A 21,915-nucleotide genomic window follows, 5' to 3' on the forward strand; every position below is an offset into this window, starting at 1 on the left:
AACGGGGCGCGCGCATGGATACGGTGGCGTCGTTGCTGGCCTTCGTCGCGCACGCGGGGCAGTCCGTGATCGCGTCGGCAGACGACCTCGTCTCCTGGCTGCAAACGCTCCTCTACATCGACGTCATTCAGCCGCTGCTCTTCCGCGTCGGCATGATGGACGTGGACGAAGACACCTACGACGCACTGTACTGGGTGATCGTGGGTCTGCTCGAAGTGGGCCTGATGTACGCGCTGCTGCGCCCGCTCGAAGCGCTCGTGCCCGCGGAGAAGTGGCGCGACCGCAAGGGCGTGGGCGTCGACGCGCTCTACACGTGGGTCACGCGCCTCGGCATCCTGAACCTGCTGTTTTTCTTCACGATGCAGCCGTTCTTCGATCGTGCGCAGAGCGCGCTGCGGCTCATGGGCGTGAAGACGGTGGACCTCGACAATCTCTGGCCGGGCGTGAGCACGCAGCCGCTCGTGGCGTTCGCGATCTATCTCGTGGTGCTCGACTTCTTCAGCTACTGGTACCACCGGCTTTCGCATCGCTACGGCGTCTGGTGGGAGTTGCACGCCGTGCACCACAGCCAGCGCAAGATGTCGCTCTGGTGCGACGACCGCAACCACCTGCTCGACGTGATCGGGCAGTCGTGCATGTTCGCCGCCGTGGCACTCGTCATCGGCGTGCCGCCCGCGCAATTCGTGGTGCTCGTCGCGCTCACGAACTTCGTGCAGAGCGTGCAGCACGCCAACATTCGCGTGCATTTCGGCTGGCTCGGCGAACGGCTGCTGGTGAGCCCGCGCTTTCACCGCCGCCATCACGCCGTCGGCTATGGCCACGAAGGCACCCACTATGGTTGCAACTTCGGCGTGCTGTTCCCCTGGTGGGACATGATGTTCGGCAGCGCGTCGTTCAATCGCGAGATCGAGCCCACGGGCATTCGCGATCAGCTCGAAGGCGTGAGCTATGGCGAGGGTTTCTGGGCGCAGCAGGGTTATGCGTTCACCCGCATCGCGCGGCGCCTGCGTTCGCGTTCGCACGCCGCCGCCGCCACGCCGGCCGAGGCGCGCGACGACGCCACCGTGACCTGAGCGCCGCCACGGCGTCCTTGCACTTGCTCGCACCCGTCTTACCCGCCATGCGCGCGGTGGTTTATGCTGTCGGCTTGGTCGCACCGATTTCGCCGACACCGTGTTCTCCACCCGTCCTTTTCGCCGTATTCCGCTCGCATGAATGACCTGTTGCGCTCGTTCGGACGCGCGCTCGCGAGCGTGTTCCATCCCGCCATGCTGCTGCTCACCTTCGTGCCATTTCTCGTGGCGGCGGCGGTGTGGGGCGCCGTGCTCTACGTGTTCTGGCAGCCGCTGCTCGACCTGATGCGCGGCGCGCTCGCGAACTGGTCCTCGACGGCCTACCTCTATCATCTGTTCGACGCGCTCGGTTTCGGCTGGCTGCGCGCGACGATCGCGCCGTTTCTCGTCATCATCCTGACGATTCCGCTCATCGTGATCACGGTGCTGCTGCTGATCGTCGCGATTTCGATGCCGCGCGTGATCCGCCATCTGTCGAAGCGCCAGTACGGGACGCTCGAGATGCGGCACGGCGGCAGTTGGTACGGCAGCCTGTTCTATTCGCTCGTCACGACGCTCGTCTGCCTGATCGTGATGATCGTGACGCTGCCGCTGTGGCTCATTCCGCCGTTCTTCGCGCTGATTCCGCCGCTGTTGTGGGGCTGGCTCACGTATCGGGTGATGACCTACGATGCGCTCGCGCTGCACGCAACCGTCGAAGAGCGCCGCACGCTGGTGCGCAGCCATCGGCTGCCGCTGCTCGTGATCGGCGTGGTGAGCGGACTGCTCGGCTCGCTGCCAACGGCCATCTGGGCCGTGTCCGCGTGGCTGCTGCTGTTCTTCCCGGTACTGGCGGCGGTGACCATCTGGATCTATGCGTTCATTCTGGTGTTCACGGCGCTCTGGTTCGGGCACTACTGCCTGCGGGCGCTGCAGCGCATGCGTGCCCACGATGTGCAGCAGGCGTCCGGCGACGTGACGATCGTGCACTAACGCTCAATCATCAAGACAATCCAACGAGGCGGCCCATGGCATTTGGCGTCATCATCATCGGCGACGAGATTCTCTCGGGGCGCCGCTCCGACAAGCATCTGCCGAAGGTCATCGAACTGCTCGGCGCGCGCGGCCTCTCGCTCGAGTGGGCCCAGTACGTGGGCGACGATCCCGAGCGCATCACCGAGACGCTGCGGCGCTCGTTCGCTTCGGGCGACATCGTGTTCTCGACGGGCGGCATCGGCGCGACGCCGGACGACCACACGCGCCAGTGCGCCGCTGCGGCGCTGGGGGTGCCGCTCGCGTTGCACCCTGACGCCGAGGTGGCGATCCGCGAGCGCATCCGCGACATGCACACGGGCGCCGATCCCGTGAATTACCAGTCGCCAGAGAATCTGCACCGCTTCCAGATGGGCACGTTCCCGCAGGGCTGCGAGATCATCCCGAACGGCTACAACAAGATTCCGGGTTTTTCGATTCGCGATCATTACTTCGTGCCCGGTTTTCCCGTGATGGCCTGGCCGATGATCGAATGGGTGCTCGACACGAAGTACGCGCACCTGCATCACCAGACGCCGCACGCCGAGAAGTCGCTGCTCGTGTTCGAGCTGCCGGAGTCGACGCTCACGCCGCTCATGGAGCGCATCGAGCGCGATTTTCCGGGCGTGCGGGTGTTTAGCCTGCCGAGCGTGGGCGATGCGGAGCGCGGCGGCATTTATGCGCGCCGGCACATCGATCTGGGCGTGAAGGGCGAGCCCGAGGCCGTGGCGGCCGCCTTCGTGAAGCTGCGCGAAGGCGTGCACGAGCTCGGCGGCGATGTGGTCGAGCCGGCGGCGCCGGGCGAGGGGACGCCCGATCGCGAACGCCGCAGCGCGCCGCGCGCCGGTTTTTGAATCAGCGTGTGAAGATGGGCCGCGTGCGGCGGGAGGGCAGGCGGCGCATCATCGGCATGTCACACGGGGCGCTCAGAGTGGCCCGTTGGGTTGGAGCGGGGCGGTTTCAGGGTGTCAGGCGCCGATCCACGGCAGGCCGCGGAAGCACCAGCCCGTAACGGTCTTGCGGTGCCCCTGGCCGTCCTTGTCGCCTTCGAAGCCTTCGAGCAGGTCATAGGCCTTCGTGAAGCCGGCCTTGGCGGCCTCGATGGCGGCGAGCTTGGAGCGCGCGGCGCTGCGGCACAGGAACAGCACTGGCGCGTCGGCTTCCACGGCGCTCTTGAGCTGTGTGAGGAACTCGGCGTTGGGCACGCCGCCCGGATAGCGGGTCCATTCGACATGCGAATACTGGCCGTCGCCCACGACGGGACGGCCGACCCAGTCGAGTTCGGCGCGTGTGCGCACGTCGACGAGGCGCGCACGCGGGTCGAGCTGCAGAAGCTCGAATGCCTCTGCGGGCGACACCGCGCCCGCGTAGGGCAGCTGGTTCTCGACGCGGCGTTTCTCGGCCTGGGCGTACAACTGTTCGAGCGTACTCATGACAACGGATCTCCTGTTTCGCGTTGGACCAAAAAACCATTCTAGCGCGTAGGGACGGAGCGGGCAGGACGGTCCGGACGAGGTGAAACCGGACGTACGCGATGGATTGGGCGGCACAAAGGGCGGGATGCATTGAAATGGTGCATGCGAGATGTTTTGCACCATAATGAAGAGAGATTCGCGCGCCAAATTCGGGATTGCACGAATTTGGTGCCGATGAGCCGCCACGGTGGCGGCTCCATAAAAGCGCGGCGCACGATTTTTGACTCCAAGTGCGTGTCGCGAAAGGGATTTGCGCCACGTTGGCGCATGCATGGCACGGAAGCTGCTTTATACGTCTCGATCGATTCGCAGCCGGCCAGCCAGGGCAGCAGGGCAGGCCGGCGGGGATCAAACAAGATTGGGACGGCGGCAGCGTTCGCCGAAATCGTTAATCAGGAGAATAGGTTATGAGTAAATCCGTGGCCGACGTCATGCAACTCGTCAAGGACGAAGACGTCAAGTTTGTCGACTTCCGCTTCACGGACACGCGCGGCAAGGAGCAGCACGTTTCGGTTCCGCTGTCGGCATTCGACGAAGACAAGTTCGAGTCGGGTCATGCGTTTGACGGTTCGTCGATCGCCGGCTGGAAGGGCATCGAAGCCTCGGACATGTTGCTCGTGCCGGACCCGAACACGGCCTTCATCGACCCGTTCTACGAAGAATCGACGCTCGTGCTGACCTGCGACGTGGTCGAGCCGGCCGACGGCAAGGGCTACGAGCGCGACCCGCGTTCGCTCGCCAAGCGCGCTGAAGCCTACCTGAAGAGCACCGGCCTCGGCGACACCGCCTTCTTCGGTCCGGAGCCGGAATTCTTCATTTTCGATTCGGTCCAGTGGAACACGGATCAATCGGGCTGCTTCGTGAAGATCGGCTCGGATGAAGCACCGTGGTCGTCGGGCCGCGAAATCGAGGGCGGCAACACGGGTCACCGTCCGGGCACGAAGGGCGGCTACTTCCCGGTCGCACCGGTCGACACGTTCCAGGACATCCGCTCGGAAATGTGTCTGCTGCTCGAGCAGATCGGCATTCCGGTCGAAGTGCACCACCACGAAGTGGCGGGCCAGGGCCAGAACGAAATCGGCACGAAGTTCTCGACGCTGGTTCAGCGCGCGGACTGGACGCAGCAACTGAAGTACATCGTCCACAACGTCGCGCACACGTACGGCAAGACGGCGACGTTCATGCCGAAGCCGGTCGTCGGCGACAACGGTTCGGGCATGCACGTTCACCAGTCGATCTGGAAGGACGGCCAAAACCTGTTCGCGGGCAATGGCTACGCTGGTCTGTCGGAATTCGCGCTGTTCTACATCGGCGGCATCATCAAGCACGCTCGCGCGCTGAACGCCATCACGAACCCGGGTACGAACTCGTACAAGCGTCTCGTGCCGCACTTCGAAGCGCCGGTCAAGCTCGCTTACTCGGCACGCAATCGTTCGGCATCGATCCGTATTCCGCACGTGTCGAACCCGAAGGGCCGCCGTATCGAAACGCGCTTCCCGGATCCGCTCGCCAACCCGTACCTGTGCTTCTCGGCACTGATGATGGCAGGTCTGGACGGCGTGCAGAACAAGATCCATCCGGGCGAAGCCGCCGACAAGAACCTGTACGACCTGCCGCCGGAAGAGGATGCAAAGATCCCGACCGTCTGCGCCGGCCTCGACCAGGCGCTCGAAGCGCTCGACAAGGATCGCGAGTTCCTGACGCGCGGTGGTGTGTTCACCGACGGCATGATCGACGCGTACCTCGCGCTGAAGGAAAGCGAACTGCAACGCGTGCGTATGACCACGCACCCGGTCGAGTTCGAACTGTACTACTCGCTGTAATTGGCGATGGCGCTTCGCTGCATGCTACACAGCGAAGCGCCGGTTCAGTTTCTTCGACTCGCAGGATGCGTGCGCGTTGGGTCTCCAAGGGACGGCGGTGCCGTCCCTTTTTCGTTGGGACGCCTGTCGCTCGTCGACGAGACGTATCGACCCGCTAGTTGACCAGCGTATTGACCAGAACTAACGACCAGGACCGTTGCTGGCGCGCCGCATGGCGTCCGGCCTGAAACATGGTGCTCAAGAATCTGATCAGGGCAAGAAAGGGCCACGCCGAACCGCTCTCCGACGACGCGCCGCTCGTCGAGTCGGGCCTGCTGCCCGGCTTCGAGGCGCTGCCCACGGTCGTGCTCGTGCTCGACAAGCGCACATTGCGCGTTGCCTTCGCGAATCCGTCGGCGGAGGCGATGCTCGATCTCTCGCGCCGTCAGCTCGCGCAGATGGGGTGGTCCGATCTCTTCTCGAATGCGGACGAGCTGCTTTCGACGATCGCGTCGATCGCCGAGCATCGCTTTCACGCGACGCGGCTCGACGCTTCGCTGGAACGGCCCGGACGCGAGCCGCTGAACGTGCATGTGGTCGTGGGCTTTCTCGAAAGCACGCCCGATTACGTGCTGCTCGAACTCTTCGAGAACGAGCGGCATCTGCGCAGCGACCGCGAGGAGCGTATTCACGACCTCACGGCCGTGAACAAGCATCTGATCCGCAATCTCGCGCACGAGATCAAGAATCCGCTCGGCGGTATTCGCGGCGCGGCGCAGTTGCTCGAATTCGAACTCGGTGCGCTGGAGCGCGACGAGCTGCGCGAGTACACGCAGGTGATCATCAAGGAGTCGGACCGCCTGCAGACGCTCGTCGACCGGTTGCTGGAGCCGCACCGGCATCCGCATATCGTCGGCGACGTGAACATTCACGAAGTATGCGAGCGCGTGCGCGCCGTGATCCTCGCGGAGTTCCCGCGCGGCCTCACCATCGAGCGCGACTACGACGTGAGCGTGCCCGACCTGCGCGGCGACAAGGAGCAGTTGATCCAGGCACTGCTGAACATCGTGCGCAACGCGGCGCAGGCGCTGCGCGAACGCATTTCGCAGGGCGACGCGCGCATTGAATTGCGCACGCGCATTGCGCGCAAGGTCACGATTTCCAAACGCTTGTGCAAGCTGGCACTGGACTTGCATATCACTGACAACGGACCCGGCATTCCCGAGGAGATTCGCGACCGCATCTTCTATCCGCTCGTCTCCGGACGCGAGGATGGCAGCGGTCTCGGCCTCACGCTCGCGCAGACGTTCGTCCAGCAGCACGACGGATTGATCGAAGTGGATAGCCGGCCGGGACACACCGAGTTTCAGATACTGCTGCCGCTTGAAAGTTGAATCGATAGCTAGACCTGAATTGAGATTTACCGATACCGCACGCCACCAGGACTTCTGACCGAACTTATGAAGCCGATCTGGATAGTAGACGACGACCAATCGATACGCTGGGTGCTAGAAAAGGCCCTTGCCCGCGAGAACTTCGCTACCCGAAGCTTTTCGAACGTGCGCGAAGCCGCGAGCGCGCTCGATCACGACAGCCCGCAGGTGCTCGTCTCCGACATCCGCATGCCGGGCGGCTCGGGCCTCGAGCTGCTGCAAACCGTGCGTGAGCGCGTGCCGGGCTTGCCCGTCATCATCATGACGGCGTTCTCCGACCTCGACAGCGCCGTTGCCGCGTTTCAGGGCGGCGCGTTCGAGTATCTCGCCAAGCCGTTCGACGTCGACAAGGCCGTCGAGCTGATTCGCCGCGCCGTGGACGAAAGCATGCGGGGCGAGCAGCAGTGGGACGAGCGTCCCGCCGAAGCGCCCGAGATGCTCGGCCAGGCGCCGGCCATGCAGGACATGTTTCGCGCCATCGGGCGGCTTTCGCATTCGGCGGCTACCGTGCTCATCACCGGCGAGTCTGGCACCGGAAAGGAGCTTGTCGCGCGCGCCTTGCACCGACATAGCCCACGCGCGAACGGTCCGTTCATCGCGCTGAACACTGCGGCGATCCCGAAGGATCTTCTGGAATCCGAACTGTTCGGCCACGAGCGCGGTGCGTTCACCGGCGCGCAGGCCATGCGCCAGGGCCGCTTCGAGCAGGCCGAGAACGGCACGCTGTTCCTCGACGAAATCGGCGACATGCCGTTCGACCTGCAAACGCGCCTCTTGCGTGTGCTCTCCGATGGGCAGTTCTACCGCGTGGGCGGGCATAACCCGCTGCGTGCGAACGTGCGCGTGATCGCCGCGACGCATCAGAACCTCGAAACGCGTGTGCGCCAGGGGCTGTTCCGTGAGGACTTGTATCACCGCCTCAACGTGATTCGGCTGCGTTTGCCTGCGCTGCGCGAACGCAGCGAGGACATTCCGCTGCTCACGCGCCACTTCCTTCAGAAGAGCGCGCGCGAGCTGGGCGTGGAGCCCAAGCGCGTGTCGGACGAGGCGCTCGCGTGGATGTCGTCGCTACCGTTTCCCGGCAATGTGCGTCAGCTCGAGAATCTCGCGAATTGGCTCACCGTGATGGCGCCCGCGCAGACCATCGAGATCAAGGATCTGCCGCCTGACCTCGTGCCTGCGCACAGCTCGGCGGGAGCGGTGGTGCATCTCGCCGATGCTTCGGCCGCCTCCGAAGTGGGCGCGGCGGCCAATGGCGCGGGCGGCGTCTCGCCGGTTGCGGGCGCCGTGGCCGGCGCGGGCTTGCCCGGCGTGATCGGCGGCGTGGTGTTCGGCACGCCCGCGTTCGGTGCGTCCAACGGCGCCGTTGCCGCAGTCTCGGCGCTGAGCGTGTGGGAGAGCGGTCTGCGCACGGAAGTCGCGCGTCTGTTGCGCGAAAACAGCGCCGACGTCATGGACGAACTCTCGCGCCGCTTCGAGGCCGCCGTGATCCGCGAGGCGCTCGACTTCACGCGCGGGCGCAAGGTCGAGGCGGCCGAGCGTCTTGGCATCGGCCGCAACACCATCACGCGCAAGATCCAGGAACTCAATCTGGAATGAGCGCGTACTAGCTTGTGGCACCGGGCCGGTCTCGCGTCACGCGAGCCGGCCCGGCGCGCAGTGCATCGGCGCGCACACAGGGCATAATCGACGCTGTTTTCCTGTCGACGACCGATCATGCCCGTGACTTCTCCCTGGCCCACCGAGGCCGATCCGTTCCTTTCGCTCGAATCGCTCGACGACCCTGCCGTCATGGCCTGGGTCGAATCGCAGAATGCGCGCACGCGCGCCGCGTGGCAAGGTGGTGCGCGCTTCGAGGCGCTCGAGAAGCGCCTCGCGCAGGCCTACCTGCCGCGCGAGCGGCCCGTGATCCCGAGCCGCTGGCAGGAATGGGCCTACGATCTCTGGGAGGACGAAGACAATCCCAAGGGCCTGTGGCGCCGCGCGCTTTGGGCCGACTGGCGCGCCCACGAGCCGCAGTGGCAAACGCTCATCGACTTCGACGCGCTCGGCGCGAAAGAAGGCATGCCATGGGTGTGCGCCGGCATCGACATCCTCTACCCTGACGGCGACCGCGCGCTGATCCAGCTTTCCGATGGCGGCTCCGATGCGGTCATCGTGCGCGAGTTCGACATCGTGAAGCGCGAATTCCTCGACGATGGTTTCGCCATCGCGAAGGAAGGCAAGCACATCATTTCGTGGATCGATCGCGATACCGTGTACCTGGGATGGGACGCGGGCGGCAAGAGCGGCAAGAAGATGCTCACGCGCTCGGGCTATCCGCGCGAGGTGCGCCGCTGGACGCGCGGCACCGCGCTCGCCGACGCACCCGTGGTGTTCAGCGGCGAGTTCGACGACATCAGCGTGGAGGGCGACTACGATCCGGTCGAGAAGCGCCACGACGTGGTGCGCAGTGTCGACTTCTTCGATTCATACACCTATCGTCTCGATGAGCGCGGCGACTGGCAGGTGTACGACGTGCCTACGCATGTCTCGGTCGGCGCGTGGCACGGCTGGCTGCTGCTCGAGCCGCGCCTCGACTGGAGCGTTGCGGGCGTGACGTACAAGGGCGGTGCGTTGCTCGTGATCCGCGAAGACCCTTTCCTCGCCGGCGATCGCGCGTTCACGACGCTCTTCACGCCCACGCCGGTTACGTCGGCGTGCGACTGGACCAATACGCTCAACGTCTTGATCGTCTCCTGGCTCGATGATGTGGAAAGCCGCACGATGCTATGGCAGCCGCAGCAGGACGATGGCGCATGGCGCTGGGAGTCGCGCGTGTTTCCTGCGCGTGCGAGTTCGCAGGTGGATGTCTCGCCCATCGAAGACACGCTCAACGACGAGGTATTCGTCGATGTCGACGACTACTTGCTGCCGCCCGAATACTGGCTCGCCGATCTCGCGCAAACCGATCTCCAGCAGTGGGAATTGCTCGACCGCTGGCCCACACAGTTCGATTCCGGCCCGCTCGCGGTGATCCGCTCGCACGCGCGCTCGGCGGACGGCACGAGCGTCCCGTTTACCGTGATCGGCCCGAAGGCCGTACTCGAAGGCGAGTCGCGCAAGGCGTCGCCGTGTCTGCTCACGGGCTACGGCGGCTTCGCCATCGCGCTCACGCCGCAATACCTCGTCGGCTCGGGCATTGGCTGGCTGGAGCAGGGTGGCGTGGTGGCGATCGCGCATATTCGCGGCGGCGGCGAGTACGGCACCGCCTGGCACGTCGAGGCGCAGCGCGAGCATCGCCAGCGCTCGTTCGACGACTTCATCGCGGTGGCTGAGCAGTTGATCGCCGATGGCTACACGAGCGCCGCGCAACTGGGCATCAAGGGCGGCAGCAATGGCGGGCTCCTCGTGGGCGCGTGCATGGTGCAGCGCCCCGAGCTGTTCGGCGCCGTGGTGTGCGAGGTGCCGCTGCTCGACATGCAGCGCTACCCGCTGCTGCATGCGGGTGCGTCATGGATCGACGAATATGGCGATCCTGAGGATGCCGAAGAGTCGCGTGCGTTGGCCGCCTATTCGCCTTACCACCATGTGAAGCCCGGTGTCGTGTATCCGCCGTCGCTGTTTACGACTTCGACGAGCGACGACCGCGTGCACCCCTCACACGCGCGCAAGATGGTCGCGCGCATGGAGCAGCAGGGGCATGCGAATGTCTGGTATCTGGAGAACACCGAAGGCGGCCACGGCCCCGGCAGCGATTCGCTCGAGCGCGCGGAGTATGACGCGCTCGTTTATCGCTTTCTGTGGACTACGCTCGCAGGGAACTGGTAAGGCGCGCGTTTAGCCCGCGATATCGAGCGTGGCGATCACCGGCGTGTGATCGGACGGTTGTTCCCACTTGCGTGGCACCTTGTCCACTTCGCACGCGGTGAGGTGCCCGGCAAGCGCGGGCGAGAGCAGGATATGGTCGATGCGCAAGCCCGCATTGCGGCGAAACGCGAACATGCGATAGTCCCACCACGTGAAGAGCTTTTCGGGCTGCTCGAACTGGCGGAACGCATCGACGAAACCCAGTTCGATCAGGCGGCGAAACTGCGCGCGCTCTTCGGGCGAGACGAGGTTCTGGCCTTCCCAGGCCTTTGGATCGTGCACGTCGCGGTCTTCGGGCGCGATGTTGTAGTCGCCGAGCAGCGCGAGCTTCGGATAGCGCTGCATCTCCTGCGCGAGCCAGTCGTGCATGGCGTCGAGCCATTGCAGCTTGTACGCGAACTTTTCGGTGCCGGGCGCCTGGCCGTTGGGGAAATACGCGCTCACCACGCGCACGTCGCCGATGGTCGTGGCGATCACGCGCTGCTGTGGATCTTCGAAGCCCGGAATGTTGCGCACGACCGTGGCCTCGTCGACGAACAGGCCTTCGCGCACGAGGATGCCCACGCCGTTATAGGTCTTCTGGCCCGCGAACCAGCTGCGATAGCCGTGCGCCTCGAGTTCGGCACGCGGGAACTTGTCGTCGGTGAGCTTGAGTTCCTGGAGGCAGAGCACGTCGGTCTTGCTCTCGTTGAGCCAGTCGATGACGTGCTGCAGACGGACCTTGAGGGAGTTGACGTTCCACGTTGCGATTTTCATGTGAGGCTCGGTAGGGTGACGGTGTGCATTCGGTGCACTTGGCCGCCATTATCGCCTGCTTCGCCAGGCGGGCAACAGTTGCCTCACCATTGCTCGAGCCACGGCCGCAGATCGAGTTCGTGTGTCCACGCATCGCGCGGCTGCTGGTGCAGTGTCCAGTAGGCGTCGGCGATGTGCTCGGGGTTCAGGATGCCGTCGCGTTCCTTGAGCTTGTAGCGCTCGGGAAAATTCTCGCGGATGAACTCGGTATCGATCGCGCCATCGACAATGATCTGGCCGACGTGAATGCCCTGCGGTCCGAGTTCGCGCGCCATCGACTGGGCGAGGGCGCGCAGCGCGTGTTTCGCGCTTGCGAACGCCGCAAAACCCTCGCGCCCGCGCAGGCTCGCGGTGGCGCCCGTGAAGAAGATCGAACCGCGCTCGCGCGGCAGCATCACTTTTGCGGCTTCGCGACCCATCAGAAACCCGGCGAAGCAGGCCATTTCCCAGACCTTGTGATAGACGCGCGCCGTGGTTTCGGTAATGCCGAAGCGCACGTTCGCGCCGATATTGAAGATCGCCACCTCGATGGGCGCGATGCGCGTTTCGATGTCCGCGAACAGCGCGATCATGTCCTCTTCCTTGCGCGCGTCCGAGCCGAAGGCGTGCGCTTCGCCGCCCTCGGCTTCGATCTGCGCGACGAGCGGCGCGAGCTTGTCGGCATTGCGGCGCGTCACGCACGCAATGTAGCCCTCGCGTGCGAAGCGGCGCGCGATGGCGCCTCCGGTGGCGTCGCCTGCGCCGATTACCAATACGGCTTTCTTTTGCGTCATGGTGCTTGTCTCACTGTCGATTGCAGCGGCCCGGTTTCAGGTATCTTAGGACGTCGGCGCGCTCGGGCAAAGGTGCGCGAATTCACATAGGGGAGACACGATGGCTGACATCAAGGTGCAGTTTCTATTCGACTTCGGCAGTCCTAACGCTTACCTGTGCCACAAGGTGATCGGCGGCATCGAAGCGCGCCGGCAGGTGCGTTTCGAGTATGTGCCGATCCTGCTTGGCGGCCTCTTCAAGCTGAGCGGCAATCGCTCGCCGGCCGAGGCGTTCGCGGACATCGAAAACAAGCGCAAATTCATGATGCTCGAGATGCGGCGCTTCATTGAGCGGCATGGGCTGAGCGCTTATCGGCCCAATCCGCACTTCCCGGTGAATACATTGCAGATCATGCGCGGCGCGATTGCGGCGCAGCGCTTCGGCACGTTCGAGCGCTACGTGGACCGCATGTTCGCGCACATGTGGGAAGAGGGCCTCGAGATGGACGACCCCGCCGTGATCCGCGCGGCGCTGGAGGCGGACGGCCTCGATGCCACGGCATTCGAAACGGCGATTCAGGACGCCGATGTGAAAGCCGCGCTGCTTGCGAACACGCAGTCGGCGTTCGAGCGCGGCGCGTTCGGTTCGCCGACGTTCTTCGTCGGCGAGGAAATGTACTTCGGCAAGGATCAACTGCGCGACGTCGAAGAGGAAATCGCGCGCGTGAAGTCGCACGCGTAAAAGGCGTTGCATCACGAGGCGAGGCGGATGCGGCATGATCGCTCCCGCCTCGCGCTGCGCATCAGAGCGCGGCTTGTTCTACGGATTGTTGCTCGGCTAGCGGCGCGCTCACCACGCCGAGACGCACGCGCGCCGCCTCGTATTCGCGCTTCAAACGCGCGATGAGTTCAGCCGCCGGGACGATGCTCTTTACCGCGCCGATGCCCTGGCCCGAGCCCCAGATGTCCTTCCACGGCTTCACGCGCGTCGAGCCGAAATTCATCGCCGACGGATCCGACTGCGGCAGCGCCTCCGGATCGAGACCACTCGCCACGATGCTCTGGCGCAGATAGTTGCCGTGCACGCCCGTGAAGAGATTCGAGTACACGATATCGCCCGCGCTGCCTTCGACGATCATCTGCTTGTAGGCGTCGACGGCATTCGCTTCACGCGTGGCGATGAACGCCGAGCCGATATAGGCGAGATCGGCGCCCGCCGCCTGCGCCGCGAGAATCGCGTTGCCGTTGCCGATCGCGCCCGACAGCAGCAGGGGGCCGTCGAACCATTCGCGAATCTCGTGGATGAGGGCGAACGGCGAGAGCGTGCCCGCGTGGCCGCCCGCACCGGCGGCCACGGCGATCAGGCCGTCCGCGCCTTTCTCGATGGCCTTCTTCGCGAACGTGTTGTTGATGACGTCGTGCAGCACGATGCCGCCCCATGCGTGGATCGCGTGGTTGACCTCTTCGCGCGCGCCGAGCGACGTGATGACGATCGGAACCTTGTATTGGGCGCACACGCCAAGGTCGTGCTCGAGGCGGTCGTTCGACTTGTGCACGATCTGGTTGACGGCGAAGGGCGCCGCCGGGGCGTCCGGGTGCTTCGCGTTGTACTCGGCGAGTTCGGTGGTGATGCGGTCGAGCCATTCGCCCAGCACGTGCTCGGGCCGCGCATTGAGCGCGGGGAACGAGCCGACGACGCCCGCCTTGCACTGGGCGATCACGAGATCGGGATTCGAAATGATGAAGAGGGGCGAGCCGACGACCGGAATCGACAGGCCGCGGCGCAGCACGGCGGGCAGGGACATCCATATCTCCTAGACTGGGGGCCGCCGGGTGCGGCTGCCCTCGCGTGATTCGATGCGCCGGCGTGCGCGCCGGCTGGCAGATTCAAACATAGCAAAGCCGTCGAAACTATGCAACCAGTTGCATAGATGGAAAATTCGATCCGCAACAGATCCGGTATCGGGCGAGGCGTGGTTTAGAATCGCCGCATGTCGACGCCGCATGCCATCCTCATCGCCTTGCTGGAAAAGCCTTCGTCAGGCTACGACCTCGCGCGCCGCTTCGATCGCGCAATCGGCTACTTCTGGCACGCCACCCATCAGCAGATCTATCGCGAGTTGGGCCGCATGGTCGACGCGGGATGGGTGTCGGTCATCGAGGACGAGACCGCCGCCGCGTCGCGCAAGAAGGTGTATTGCGTATTGCCGGTCGGGCGGGATGAAGTGGCGCGCTGGGTGCGCGAGACCGCGCTCGACCTCGACTCGCGCAACGTGTTTCTGCTCAAGCTGCGCGCCGATGCCGTGATCGGGCCGCTTGGCCTCGCCGAGGAACTCGCGCGGCTCATCGAAGAAAATCGTGCACGGCTCGCGACGTATCGGGAGATCGAGCGGCGCGATTTCGGCGCGGCGTCGCTCACGCGCGGGCAGCAGTTGCAGTACGCGATCCTCAAGGCGGGCATTCATACGCAGGAGATGTGGCTTGCCTGGGCGGAAGAGGTGCGCACGCTGGTGGAACCTTTGCAGGCACAGTGATGTGCCAGGTTGTCCGAAGTAATTCCCGCTGTGTGATCGCCGGCTCGATGATGCCCGAACGCGTGATGTTTCAGTGATGTGAAAAAGACGCTTGACGGAGCGGTCTCTGCACCCTATAATTCTTTTCTCTGACGGACGCGGGGTGGAGCAGTCTGGCAGCTCGTCGGGCTCATAACCCGAAGGTCGTAGGTTCAAATCCTACCCCCGCAACCAAACGTCTTAAGTAGCAAGGCCTCGTGCCAATCAATGAACCCGCTCAAGCGGGTTTTTTGTTTTCTGCATCTCGAAGCAGCCACGAGCGCCATCGCGCTAAGCACCTGCTTCGCTCGCAATCGCCCAATCCACCGCAGCCTGCGCGTGCAACGCGGTCGTGTCGAACACCGGCAGGGCAGAATCGTTCTGCCCGATGAGCAGCGTGATTTCCGTGCAGCCGAGAATGACCGCCTGCGCGCCGCGTGCCGCGAGGTCATCGATCACGCGCTGATACACGCGCCGCGACTGCGCATCGACGTTGCCGTGACACAGCTCGTCGTAGATGATCCGATGCACGTCCGCGCGATCGTGTTCGTTCGGCACGATCGCTTCGATGCCGTGCGCCTCGCGCAATCGTCCCACGTAGAAGTCCTGTTCCATCGTGTAGCGCGTGCCGAGCAGGCCCGCGCGCGCGAAGCCGGCGGCGCGCAACGCCTGGCCGGTCGGGTCCGCGATATGCAGGAAGGGGATCGAAATCGTCGCCTCGATTGCCGCGCGCACGCGGTGCATCGTGTTCGTCGCGAGCAGCACGATATCGGCGCCGCCGCGTTCGAGCTGCTGCGCGGCCTCGGCCATCTGCACGCCTAGCGCGTCCCAGTTGCCCGCGCGCTGGAGCGCTTCGACCTGCGCGAAGTCTACGGTCACCATCAGGCTGCGCGCGTTGTGATGGCCGCCCAGACGCGCCTTGGCGTGGCGGTTCAGCAGCCGGTAATACTCGGCCGACGATTCCCAGCTCATCCCCCCAATCACCCCGATTGTCTTCATCGATTCGTTCCTCACGCTCGTGGCCTGTTCAGTCCGCACGAGTATAGGCCCGCGCAGCCAGCAGTCCAGAGACGGTCCGGCCGATCCGAAGCGGTACGGGAGCCGACAAAGGGCGCGGACACTTGTCTTGAAAATAATACTGTGTTTTTGTACAGTATCGGGACCGTGACCTCGCCTTCTTCCGACCTCGCGCCGCCGCCTGCACCCGACCCGGGGCGCACCGCCGCCGCACTTGCCGCCGCCGCTCGCAAGATCATCCATTGCGACTGCGACTGCTTCTATGCGTCGGTCGAAATGCGCGACGACCCCTCGTTGCGCGGCCGTCCGCTCGCGGTGGGCGGCCGGCCCGACCAGCGCGGCGTGATCGCCACCTGCAACTACGAGGCGCGGCGCTTCGGCATTCATTCGGCGATGTCCTCGGCGCTCGCCATGCGCAAGTGCCCCGAGCTCTTGATCCTGCCCACGGCGATGGAGAAGTACCGCACCGCCTCGCGCGCGATCATGGCGATCTACCGGGACTACACGCCCGACGTCGAACCGCTCTCGCTCGACGAAGCCTATCTCGACGTCACGCGCGCCTCGCGCTGCAAAGGCAGCGCCACGCTGATCGCCGAGGAAATACGCGCGCGCGTGCGCGAAACCGTGGGCGTGACGGTATCGGCCGGCGTCGCGCCGAACAAGTTCATCGCCAAGATCGCCTCGGACTGGAACAAGCCCGATGGCCTCTTCGTCGTGCGTCCGCCTGAAGTCGATGCCTTCATCGCTGCGCTGCCGGTGCGCAAGATTCATGGCGTCGGCAAGGTCACGGCAGCGAAGCTCGAAAACCTCGGGCTCACCACCTGCGCGCAACTGCGCACATGGTCGCTGTTCGACCTGCATCGGCATTTCGGCGTGTTCGGCAAGCGGCTCTACGAACTCGCGCGCGGCCTGGACGACCGGCCCGTGCGCGCCGATCAGGAGCGCAAGTCGGTGAGCGTCGAGACGACCTACGTGGACGATCTGCTCACGCTCGAAGCGTGCAGCGAGGAGCTCCAGCGTCTTGCAGTGCAGCTCGACGCGCGCATCGAACGCGCGGGTTGCGCGCACGCCGTGCGCAAGCTCTTCGTGAAGATCCGCTTCGCCGACTTCCAGCGCACGACGGTCGAGTGTGTGGCCAGTTCCACCGATGTGCGCACCCTGCTGCTGATGCTCGAAAAGGGGCTCGCGCGACGCAAGCTGGCGGTGCGGCTGCTCGGCGTGGGCGTGCGGCTCGAAGAGGAGAGCCCGGCGTTGCGCGGGCAGTTCGCGCTTTTCGACGACGACCCAGCGGAAGACGATGGCCCGAGCGCGCTCGTGTGATGCCTTCGCGTGGAGGGGGCCACGCCGCTGGCGGCGCCATTCTGGCGCCGATAGAATCGACGCGAGCCGAAACGAAAGTGCCACGCCACCACGCCAGAACAAGGAGCCGCAGATGGACCTGATCATTCGCCGCGCGGTGCTCGCGCATGCGCATCCCGCCGGGTATCCCACGGTGGATATCGGCATCGAGGCGGGGCGCATTACCGCGGTGGAGCCGCACCTCGCGACCGGGGCGCGCGAGGAGATCGACGCCGCGGGCGCGCTCGTGAGTGCGCCGTTCGTCGATGCGCATTTCCACATGGACGCCACGCTCTCGTACGGCCTGCCGCGCGTGAATGCATCGGGCACGCTGCTGGAGGGCATCGCGCTGTGGGGCGAGCTCAAGCCGCATCTCACGCAGGAGGCGCTCGTCGAGCGCGCGCTGCAGTACTGCGACTGGGCCGTCGCGCGCGGGCTTCTCGCGATCCGCTCGCACGTCGACGTGTGCGACGCACGGCTACTCGCGGTCGAAGCGCTGCTCGAAGTGAAGCGCCGCGTCGCGTCGTATCTCGATCTCCAACTCGTGGCGTTTCCGCAGGATGGCGTATTGCGCAGCCCCGGTGCATTCGACAATCTCAAGCGCGCGATCGCGATGGGGGTGGACGTGGTGGGCGGCATTCCCCACTCCGAGCGCACGATGGCCGACGGCGCCGAATCGGTGCGCCTGCTCTGCGAGTTCGCCGCCGACAAGGGCCTGCGCGTGGACATGCATTGCGACGAATCCGACGACCCGCTCTCGCGCCACATCGAAACGCTCGCGGCGCAAACGCACCGGTTGGGCCTGCATGGGCGCGTAGCCGGCTCGCATCTCACGTCGATGCATTCGATGGACAACTACTACGTGAGCAAGCTGATCCCGCTCATGCGCGAGTCGGGTGTCGCGGCGATCGCGAATCCGCTCATCAATATCACGCTGCAAGGGCGCGCCGATACCTATCCGAAGCGCCGCGGCATGACGCGCGTGCCCGAGTTGATGGCGGCAGGCGTGACCGTCGCGTTCGGCCATGACTGCGTGATGGACCCGTGGTACAGCTTCGGCTCGGGCGACATGCTCGAAGTCGCGCACATGGGCCTGCACGTCGCGCAAATGACGGGCACCGAGGCCTCGCGCGCCTCGTTCGACGCGGTGACCGTGAATGCCGCGACGATCCTCGGCCTCGAAGGCTACGGCGTGGCGCCCGGTTGCGCGGCGAATCTCGTGGTGCTCGACGCGCGCGATCCCATCGAGGCGATCCGGCTGCGCGCGGCGCGGCTCGCGGTCGTGAGCCGGGGCAGGGTGGTGAGCCGGCAACCCGCGCAGCGCGCGGCGCTTGCACTCGAAGGTCGGCCGCCAAGCGTCGACTTCAGGCTGTATCGATAAAACGCGGGGCAATAAAAAACCGCGTATGGGTTCCACACCCATGCGCGGTTTTAGTTCGGATCGCTTACGAGCGAGTCACGCGTTCACTGCTGTGCCGGCGGCTGCTCCATGCCGTTGTGGCGCAGCAGCGCGTCGATGTTCGGCTCGCGGCCGCGGAAGGCCTTGAACGATTCCATCGCCGGGCGGCTGCCGCCCACTTCCAGAATTTCCTTGCGGTAGCGCGTGCCGGTCGCTTCGTCGAGCACGCTCGACTTCGCGGCCTGCGCGGCTTCCTCGAAGGCTGCATAGGCATCGGCGGAAAGCACTTCGGCCCACTTGTAGCTGTAATAGCCGGCCGCGTAGCCGCCCGCGAAGATGTGGCTGAACGTGTTCGGCCAGCGCGAGAACGATGCCTGCGGAATGACGTGGTAGCGCTCGTTGATCTCGCGTGCGAGGTCGTTCGCGCTCTTGCCCTTCGAAGCGTCGAAGTCCACGTGCAGCGCCATGTCGAACATCGAGAACACGATCTGGCGCAGCGTGCCGAGACCGCTCTGGAAGTTCTTCGCGGCGAGCATCTTGTCGAAGAGTTCGCGCGGCAGCGGCCTGGCGGTTTCGACGTGCGAGCTCATTTCGCGCACTACGTCCCATTCCCAGCAGAAGTTTTCCATGAACTGCGAGGGCAATTCGACGGCATCCCACTCCACGCCGTTGATGCCCGACACGCCCAGTTCGTCCACACGCGTGAGCATGTGGTGCAGGCCGTGACCGAACTCGTGGAAGAGCGTAATGACTTCGTCGTGCGTGAAGCACGCGGGGCGGCCGCCGACCGGCGCCGAGAAGTTGCACGTGAGATACGCGACGGGCGTTTGCACGTCGTTGCCTTCGAGCTTGCGGCGCGAGCGGGCGTCGTCCATCCATGCGCCGCCGCGCTTGCCTTCGCGTGCATAGAGGTCGAGATAAAACTGCGCGACGAGCGTGCCGTCCGCGTTTTCCACGCGGAAGAAACGCACATCGGGATTCCACACCGGCGCGCTGTCCGGGCGGATGCGCACGCCAAAGAGCGTTTCCGTGACCTTGAAGAGGCCCTGCAGCACGAAGTCTTCCGGGAAGTACTGCTTCACTTCATTTTCCGAAAACGAGTAGCGCTTCTGGCGCAGACGCTCGGCGGCGAATGCCATGTCCCACGGCTCGATCTGCGTGAGGCCCAGTTCACTCGTGGCGAACTCGCGCAGCTCTTCCCAGTCCTTTTCGGCGTGCGGGCGCGCGCGCGTGGCGAGGTCTTCGAGGAAGCTCATCACCTGAGCCGGCGTTTCCGCCATCTTCGGCGTGAGCGAGACTTCGGCGAAGTTGTCGTAGCCGAGCATCTTCGCTTCTTCGGCGCGCAGCTTCAGTTGCTCCTCGATGATCGCCGTGTTGTCCCATTCGGCCTTGCCGCCGCCGTAGACGGGGCCCAGCTCGGACGCGCGTGTGACGTAGGCGCGGTACATCGTCTCGCGCATCGCGCGGTTTTCCGAGTACTGCAGCACCGGGAAGTACGAGGGGAAGTGCAGCGTGAACTTCCAGCCTTCCTTGTTCTCGCGCTCGGCGGCTTCGCGCGCGGCGGCGATCACGTCCTCGGGCAGGCCCGCGAGGTCGGCTTCATTCGTGGCATAGAACGCGTAGCCATTGGTCGCGTCGAGCACGTGGTCGGAGAAGGCTTTGGCGAGCGCGGCCTGGCGCTCCTGCAGCTCGGCGAAGCGCGGTTTCTGGTCTTCGGGCAGTTCCGCCCCGGAGAGGCGGAAGTCGCGCAGCGAGTTGTCGAGGATCTTCTTGCGCTCGCCCGAGAGCAGCTCGAACGAGTTGTGATTCGTAATGGCCTTGTACTTCTTGAAGAGCTCGAGATTCTGGCCGACGCTCGACCAGAATTCGGTCACGCGCGGCAGGTTCTCGCCGTGGGCGGCGCGCAGCTCCGGCGTGTCGGCGACGGCGTTCAGGTGGCCGACCACGCCCCAGGCGCGCGAAAGCGGCTCGCTGGCGCGCTCGACCGGCTCGACCACGTCGCTCCATTGCGCGGGCGTCATGGGTTGCGCGGCGCGCTCGACCGCGGCCTTCGCGTTCGCGAGCAGGACGTCGAGCGCGGGCGTCACGTGTTCGGGGCGGATTTCGCCAAAGCGCGGCAGTCCGGTGAAGTCGAGGAGCGGATTGTCGGAGGGGGTAGTAGCCATGATGCTTCCTGTTCCTGTCTGTCGCGGGTTAGTGGACCGGGGCGCGGCATGCGCGCGCCCGATAGCCAGAGTATTGGGGCGCCAGGCGCGCTTTCCAACCGGGTTATCCGAGCAAATTAACAGATGTCGGGGGGCGGTGCCGCAATCGCGGCTGTACTCGTTCAGGCGGGCGGCGCCGCAAAAAGAAAGCGGCCCGTGGTGGGCCGCTTCGGGAACGTCATGCCGCGACGCGGCGTCGCGTGCTGCTTACGCGCCTGCCGCGCGCTCCGCGGCTTCGATCGTGTTCACGAGGAGCATCGTGATGGTCATCGGGCCGACGCCGCCCGGCACCGGCGTGATGAAGCCGGCCACGTCCTTCAGGCCCGCAAAATCGACGTCGCCGCAGAGCTTGCCGTTGTCGTCGCGATTCATGCCCACGTCGATCACGGTCGCGCCGGGCTTGACCATGTCGGCGCTCAGCACGTTGCGCTTGCCCACCGCGGCGACCACGATGTCGGCGTCGCGCGTGTGCTTCGCGAGGTCGCGCGTCTTGCTGTGGCAGATCGTGACCGTCGCGCCCTTTTCGAGCAGCAGGAGCGCCATCGGCTTGCCGACGATGTTCGAGCGGCCGATCACCACGGCGTTCGCGCCTTCGAGCGGGATCTCGTATTCCTCGAACATCTTCATCACGCCATAGGGCGTGCAGGGGCGAAAGAGCGGCTGGCCCGTCATGAGCGCGCCCGCGTTGGCGACGTGAAAGCCGTCCACGTCCTTCTCGGGCGCGATGGCTTCGATCACCTTGTGGCTGTCGATGTGCTTCGGCAGCGGCAACTGCACGAGAATGCCGTTGATTTTCGGGTCGCGGTTCAACTCGTCGATGCGCTTGAGCAGGTCGGCTTCGGAAAGCGAGTCGGGATAGCGGTCGTACGACGAGTAGAGGCCGTTGTCCTCGCAGGCCTTGACCTTGTTGCGCACGTAGACCTCGCTTGCCGGATTGTCGCCGACCAGCACGACGGCGAGTCCCGGCTGATGGCCGCGGGCGGTGAGGGCGGCGGCGCGCGTAGCGACTTGCGCGCGCAGTTTCCTGGAGAGGGCGTTGCCGTCGATGATAGTGGCAGTCATGGTCGGTCGGGGTCGAGAGTGGGCTATGCGGGCTCGTGTGGGCGCGAGCGCTGGCGCGCGTGGGCGGGCGCCATTCGAAGGCCGATATTATACCCGCGCAGCGGCCGTGCTCCTGCCTGAACGGACGATGGGGGGCGGAAAGAGGGTCGCGGC

Annotated in this window: 18 protein-coding genes and 1 tRNA gene; 12 read left to right on the top strand and 7 right to left on the bottom strand. The window is 65.2% G+C overall.

Translation table 11 applies throughout. The annotated features are described in order from the left end of the window. Positions 1–14: 14 nt before the first annotated feature. The 3 genes from ACOJB8_RS30955 (at position 15) to ACOJB8_RS30965 (ending at position 2,938) form a co-directional block, all read left to right on the top strand. Complete coding sequence (locus ACOJB8_RS30955) at positions 15–1,073, top strand: sterol desaturase family protein (RefSeq protein WP_342945911.1); 1,059 nt, start codon at positions 15–17, stop codon at positions 1,071–1,073. A 138-nt stretch (positions 1,074–1,211) separates the two neighbouring features. Then, positions 1,212–2,045 carry an EI24 domain-containing protein gene (locus ACOJB8_RS30960; RefSeq protein ID WP_069268153.1) on the top strand — a complete coding sequence of 278 codons (834 nt, stop codon included), beginning with the start codon at positions 1,212–1,214 and terminating at the stop codon, positions 2,043–2,045. A gap of 35 nt (positions 2,046–2,080) precedes the next feature. Further along, the gene (locus ACOJB8_RS30965; protein WP_342945910.1) at positions 2,081–2,938 is read left to right on the top strand and encodes a competence/damage-inducible protein A; all 858 of its coding nucleotides are present in this window, start codon (positions 2,081–2,083) and stop codon (positions 2,936–2,938) included. Between the two features lie 114 nt (positions 2,939–3,052). Here ACOJB8_RS30965 and ACOJB8_RS30970 read toward each other — a convergent pair whose 3' ends face one another. Continuing rightward, positions 3,053–3,517 (bottom strand): rhodanese-like domain-containing protein, encoded by a 465-nt coding sequence (locus tag ACOJB8_RS30970; RefSeq protein WP_133181498.1) that lies wholly within the window; start codon positions 3,515–3,517, stop codon positions 3,053–3,055. Between the two features lie 449 nt (positions 3,518–3,966). Here ACOJB8_RS30970 and glnA point away from each other — a divergent pair, with 449 nt between their 5' ends. The 4 genes from glnA to ACOJB8_RS30990 all read left to right on the top strand — a co-directional run bounded on the left by glnA (position 3,967) and on the right by ACOJB8_RS30990 (position 10,604). Continuing rightward, positions 3,967–5,382 carry a type I glutamate--ammonia ligase gene (gene glnA, locus ACOJB8_RS30975; RefSeq protein ID WP_042264808.1) on the top strand — a complete coding sequence of 472 codons (1,416 nt, stop codon included), beginning with the start codon at positions 3,967–3,969 and terminating at the stop codon, positions 5,380–5,382. A 230-nt stretch (positions 5,383–5,612) separates the two neighbouring features. Continuing rightward, positions 5,613–6,755, top strand: coding sequence for a nitrogen regulation protein NR(II) (glnL, locus tag ACOJB8_RS30980; RefSeq protein ID WP_069268150.1), 1,143 nt, complete (start codon positions 5,613–5,615; stop codon positions 6,753–6,755). A gap of 66 nt (positions 6,756–6,821) precedes the next feature. Then, positions 6,822–8,393, top strand: a complete 1,572-nt coding sequence (ntrC, locus tag ACOJB8_RS30985) for a nitrogen regulation protein NR(I) (RefSeq protein WP_342945909.1) — start codon at positions 6,822–6,824, stop codon at positions 8,391–8,393. Positions 8,394–8,510: 117 nt separating this feature from the next. Then, positions 8,511–10,604 (top strand): prolyl oligopeptidase family serine peptidase, encoded by a 2,094-nt coding sequence (locus ACOJB8_RS30990; protein ID WP_475016007.1) that lies wholly within the window; start codon positions 8,511–8,513, stop codon positions 10,602–10,604. A 9-nt stretch (positions 10,605–10,613) separates the two neighbouring features. On the opposite strand, the gene xth is transcribed toward ACOJB8_RS30990, so the two are convergent. Both xth and ACOJB8_RS31000 read right to left on the bottom strand, forming a co-directional pair. Continuing rightward, positions 10,614–11,399 (bottom strand): exodeoxyribonuclease III, encoded by a 786-nt coding sequence (gene xth, locus ACOJB8_RS30995; protein WP_368606283.1) that lies wholly within the window; start codon positions 11,397–11,399, stop codon positions 10,614–10,616. 83 nt (positions 11,400–11,482) lie between these two features. Continuing rightward, complete coding sequence (locus tag ACOJB8_RS31000; protein ID WP_069268146.1) at positions 11,483–12,211, bottom strand: SDR family oxidoreductase; 729 nt, start codon at positions 12,209–12,211, stop codon at positions 11,483–11,485. 100 nt (positions 12,212–12,311) lie between these two features. On the opposite strand from ACOJB8_RS31000, the gene ACOJB8_RS31005 reads away from it, so the two are divergent. Further along, positions 12,312–12,932 (top strand): 2-hydroxychromene-2-carboxylate isomerase, encoded by a 621-nt coding sequence (locus tag ACOJB8_RS31005; protein ID WP_368606281.1) that lies wholly within the window; start codon positions 12,312–12,314, stop codon positions 12,930–12,932. 61 nt (positions 12,933–12,993) lie between these two features. Here ACOJB8_RS31005 and ACOJB8_RS31010 read toward each other — a convergent pair whose 3' ends face one another. Next, positions 12,994–13,995, bottom strand: a complete 1,002-nt coding sequence (locus ACOJB8_RS31010) for an NAD(P)H-dependent flavin oxidoreductase (RefSeq protein WP_475016009.1) — start codon at positions 13,993–13,995, stop codon at positions 12,994–12,996. A 186-nt stretch (positions 13,996–14,181) separates the two neighbouring features. On the opposite strand from ACOJB8_RS31010, the gene ACOJB8_RS31015 reads away from it, so the two are divergent. Beyond that, positions 14,182–14,724 carry a PadR family transcriptional regulator gene (locus tag ACOJB8_RS31015; RefSeq protein ID WP_475016011.1) on the top strand — a complete coding sequence of 181 codons (543 nt, stop codon included), beginning with the start codon at positions 14,182–14,184 and terminating at the stop codon, positions 14,722–14,724. Positions 14,725–14,860: 136 nt separating this feature from the next. Beyond that, positions 14,861–14,937 (top strand) — tRNA-Met (locus tag ACOJB8_RS31020). 96 nt (positions 14,938–15,033) lie between these two features. Here ACOJB8_RS31020 and ACOJB8_RS31025 read toward each other — a convergent pair. After that, positions 15,034–15,741 (bottom strand): aspartate/glutamate racemase family protein, encoded by a 708-nt coding sequence (locus tag ACOJB8_RS31025; RefSeq protein WP_475016013.1) that lies wholly within the window; start codon positions 15,739–15,741, stop codon positions 15,034–15,036. 141 nt (positions 15,742–15,882) lie between these two features. Between ACOJB8_RS31025 and dinB the strand changes: the two genes are divergently transcribed. Then, a complete protein-coding gene (gene dinB, locus ACOJB8_RS31030; RefSeq protein ID WP_406952104.1) occupies positions 15,883–17,079 on the top strand; it encodes a DNA polymerase IV in 1,197 nt (398 codons plus the stop codon). A 112-nt stretch (positions 17,080–17,191) separates the two neighbouring features. Continuing rightward, positions 17,192–18,478, top strand: coding sequence for an amidohydrolase family protein (locus ACOJB8_RS31035; RefSeq protein WP_475016015.1), 1,287 nt, complete (start codon positions 17,192–17,194; stop codon positions 18,476–18,478). Between the two features lie 83 nt (positions 18,479–18,561). On the opposite strand, the gene ACOJB8_RS31040 is transcribed toward ACOJB8_RS31035, so the two are convergent. Together ACOJB8_RS31040 and folD are read right to left on the bottom strand one after the other, a co-directional pair. Continuing rightward, a complete protein-coding gene (locus tag ACOJB8_RS31040) occupies positions 18,562–20,661 on the bottom strand; it encodes a M3 family metallopeptidase (protein ID WP_475016017.1) in 2,100 nt (699 codons plus the stop codon). 246 nt (positions 20,662–20,907) lie between these two features. After that, positions 20,908–21,762 (bottom strand): bifunctional methylenetetrahydrofolate dehydrogenase/methenyltetrahydrofolate cyclohydrolase FolD, encoded by an 855-nt coding sequence (gene folD / locus ACOJB8_RS31045; protein WP_342945898.1) that lies wholly within the window; start codon positions 21,760–21,762, stop codon positions 20,908–20,910. Positions 21,763–21,915 lie beyond the last annotated feature (153 nt).

This window comes from Paraburkholderia sp. BR10141 (assembly GCF_056155635.1).

Excerpts from the sequence above, each read along its gene's own strand:
- ACOJB8_RS30955 (WP_342945911.1), top strand. The coding sequence starts at position 15 with ATGGATACGGTGGCGTCGTTGCTGGCCTTCGTCGCGCACGCGGGGCAG.
- ACOJB8_RS30960 (WP_069268153.1), top strand. The coding sequence starts at position 1,212 with ATGAATGACCTGTTGCGCTCGTTCGGACGCGCGCTCGCGAGCGTGTTC.
- ntrC (WP_342945909.1), top strand. The coding sequence starts at position 6,822 with ATGAAGCCGATCTGGATAGTAGACGACGACCAATCGATACGCTGGGTG.
- glnA (WP_042264808.1), top strand. The coding sequence starts at position 3,967 with ATGAGTAAATCCGTGGCCGACGTCATGCAACTCGTCAAGGACGAAGAC.
- ACOJB8_RS31025 (WP_475016013.1), bottom strand. The coding sequence starts at position 15,741 with ATGAAGACAATCGGGGTGATTGGGGGGATGAGCTGGGAATCGTCGGCC.
- ACOJB8_RS31040 (WP_475016017.1), bottom strand. The coding sequence starts at position 20,661 with ATGGCTACTACCCCCTCCGACAATCCGCTCCTCGACTTCACCGGACTG.
- ACOJB8_RS31010 (WP_475016009.1), bottom strand. The coding sequence starts at position 13,995 with ATGTCCCTGCCCGCCGTGCTGCGCCGCGGCCTGTCGATTCCGGTCGTC.
- glnL (WP_069268150.1), top strand. The coding sequence starts at position 5,613 with ATGGTGCTCAAGAATCTGATCAGGGCAAGAAAGGGCCACGCCGAACCG.
- ACOJB8_RS31000 (WP_069268146.1), bottom strand. The coding sequence starts at position 12,211 with ATGACGCAAAAGAAAGCCGTATTGGTAATCGGCGCAGGCGACGCCACC.
- ACOJB8_RS30990 (WP_475016007.1), top strand. The coding sequence starts at position 8,511 with ATGCCCGTGACTTCTCCCTGGCCCACCGAGGCCGATCCGTTCCTTTCG.
- ACOJB8_RS31005 (WP_368606281.1), top strand. The coding sequence starts at position 12,312 with ATGGCTGACATCAAGGTGCAGTTTCTATTCGACTTCGGCAGTCCTAAC.
- ACOJB8_RS30965 (WP_342945910.1), top strand. The coding sequence starts at position 2,081 with ATGGCATTTGGCGTCATCATCATCGGCGACGAGATTCTCTCGGGGCGC.
- ACOJB8_RS31015 (WP_475016011.1), top strand. The coding sequence starts at position 14,182 with ATGTCGACGCCGCATGCCATCCTCATCGCCTTGCTGGAAAAGCCTTCG.
- folD (WP_342945898.1), bottom strand. The coding sequence starts at position 21,762 with ATGACTGCCACTATCATCGACGGCAACGCCCTCTCCAGGAAACTGCGC.
- ACOJB8_RS31035 (WP_475016015.1), top strand. The coding sequence starts at position 17,192 with ATGGACCTGATCATTCGCCGCGCGGTGCTCGCGCATGCGCATCCCGCC.
- ACOJB8_RS30970 (WP_133181498.1), bottom strand. The coding sequence starts at position 3,517 with ATGAGTACGCTCGAACAGTTGTACGCCCAGGCCGAGAAACGCCGCGTC.
- xth (WP_368606283.1), bottom strand. The coding sequence starts at position 11,399 with ATGAAAATCGCAACGTGGAACGTCAACTCCCTCAAGGTCCGTCTGCAG.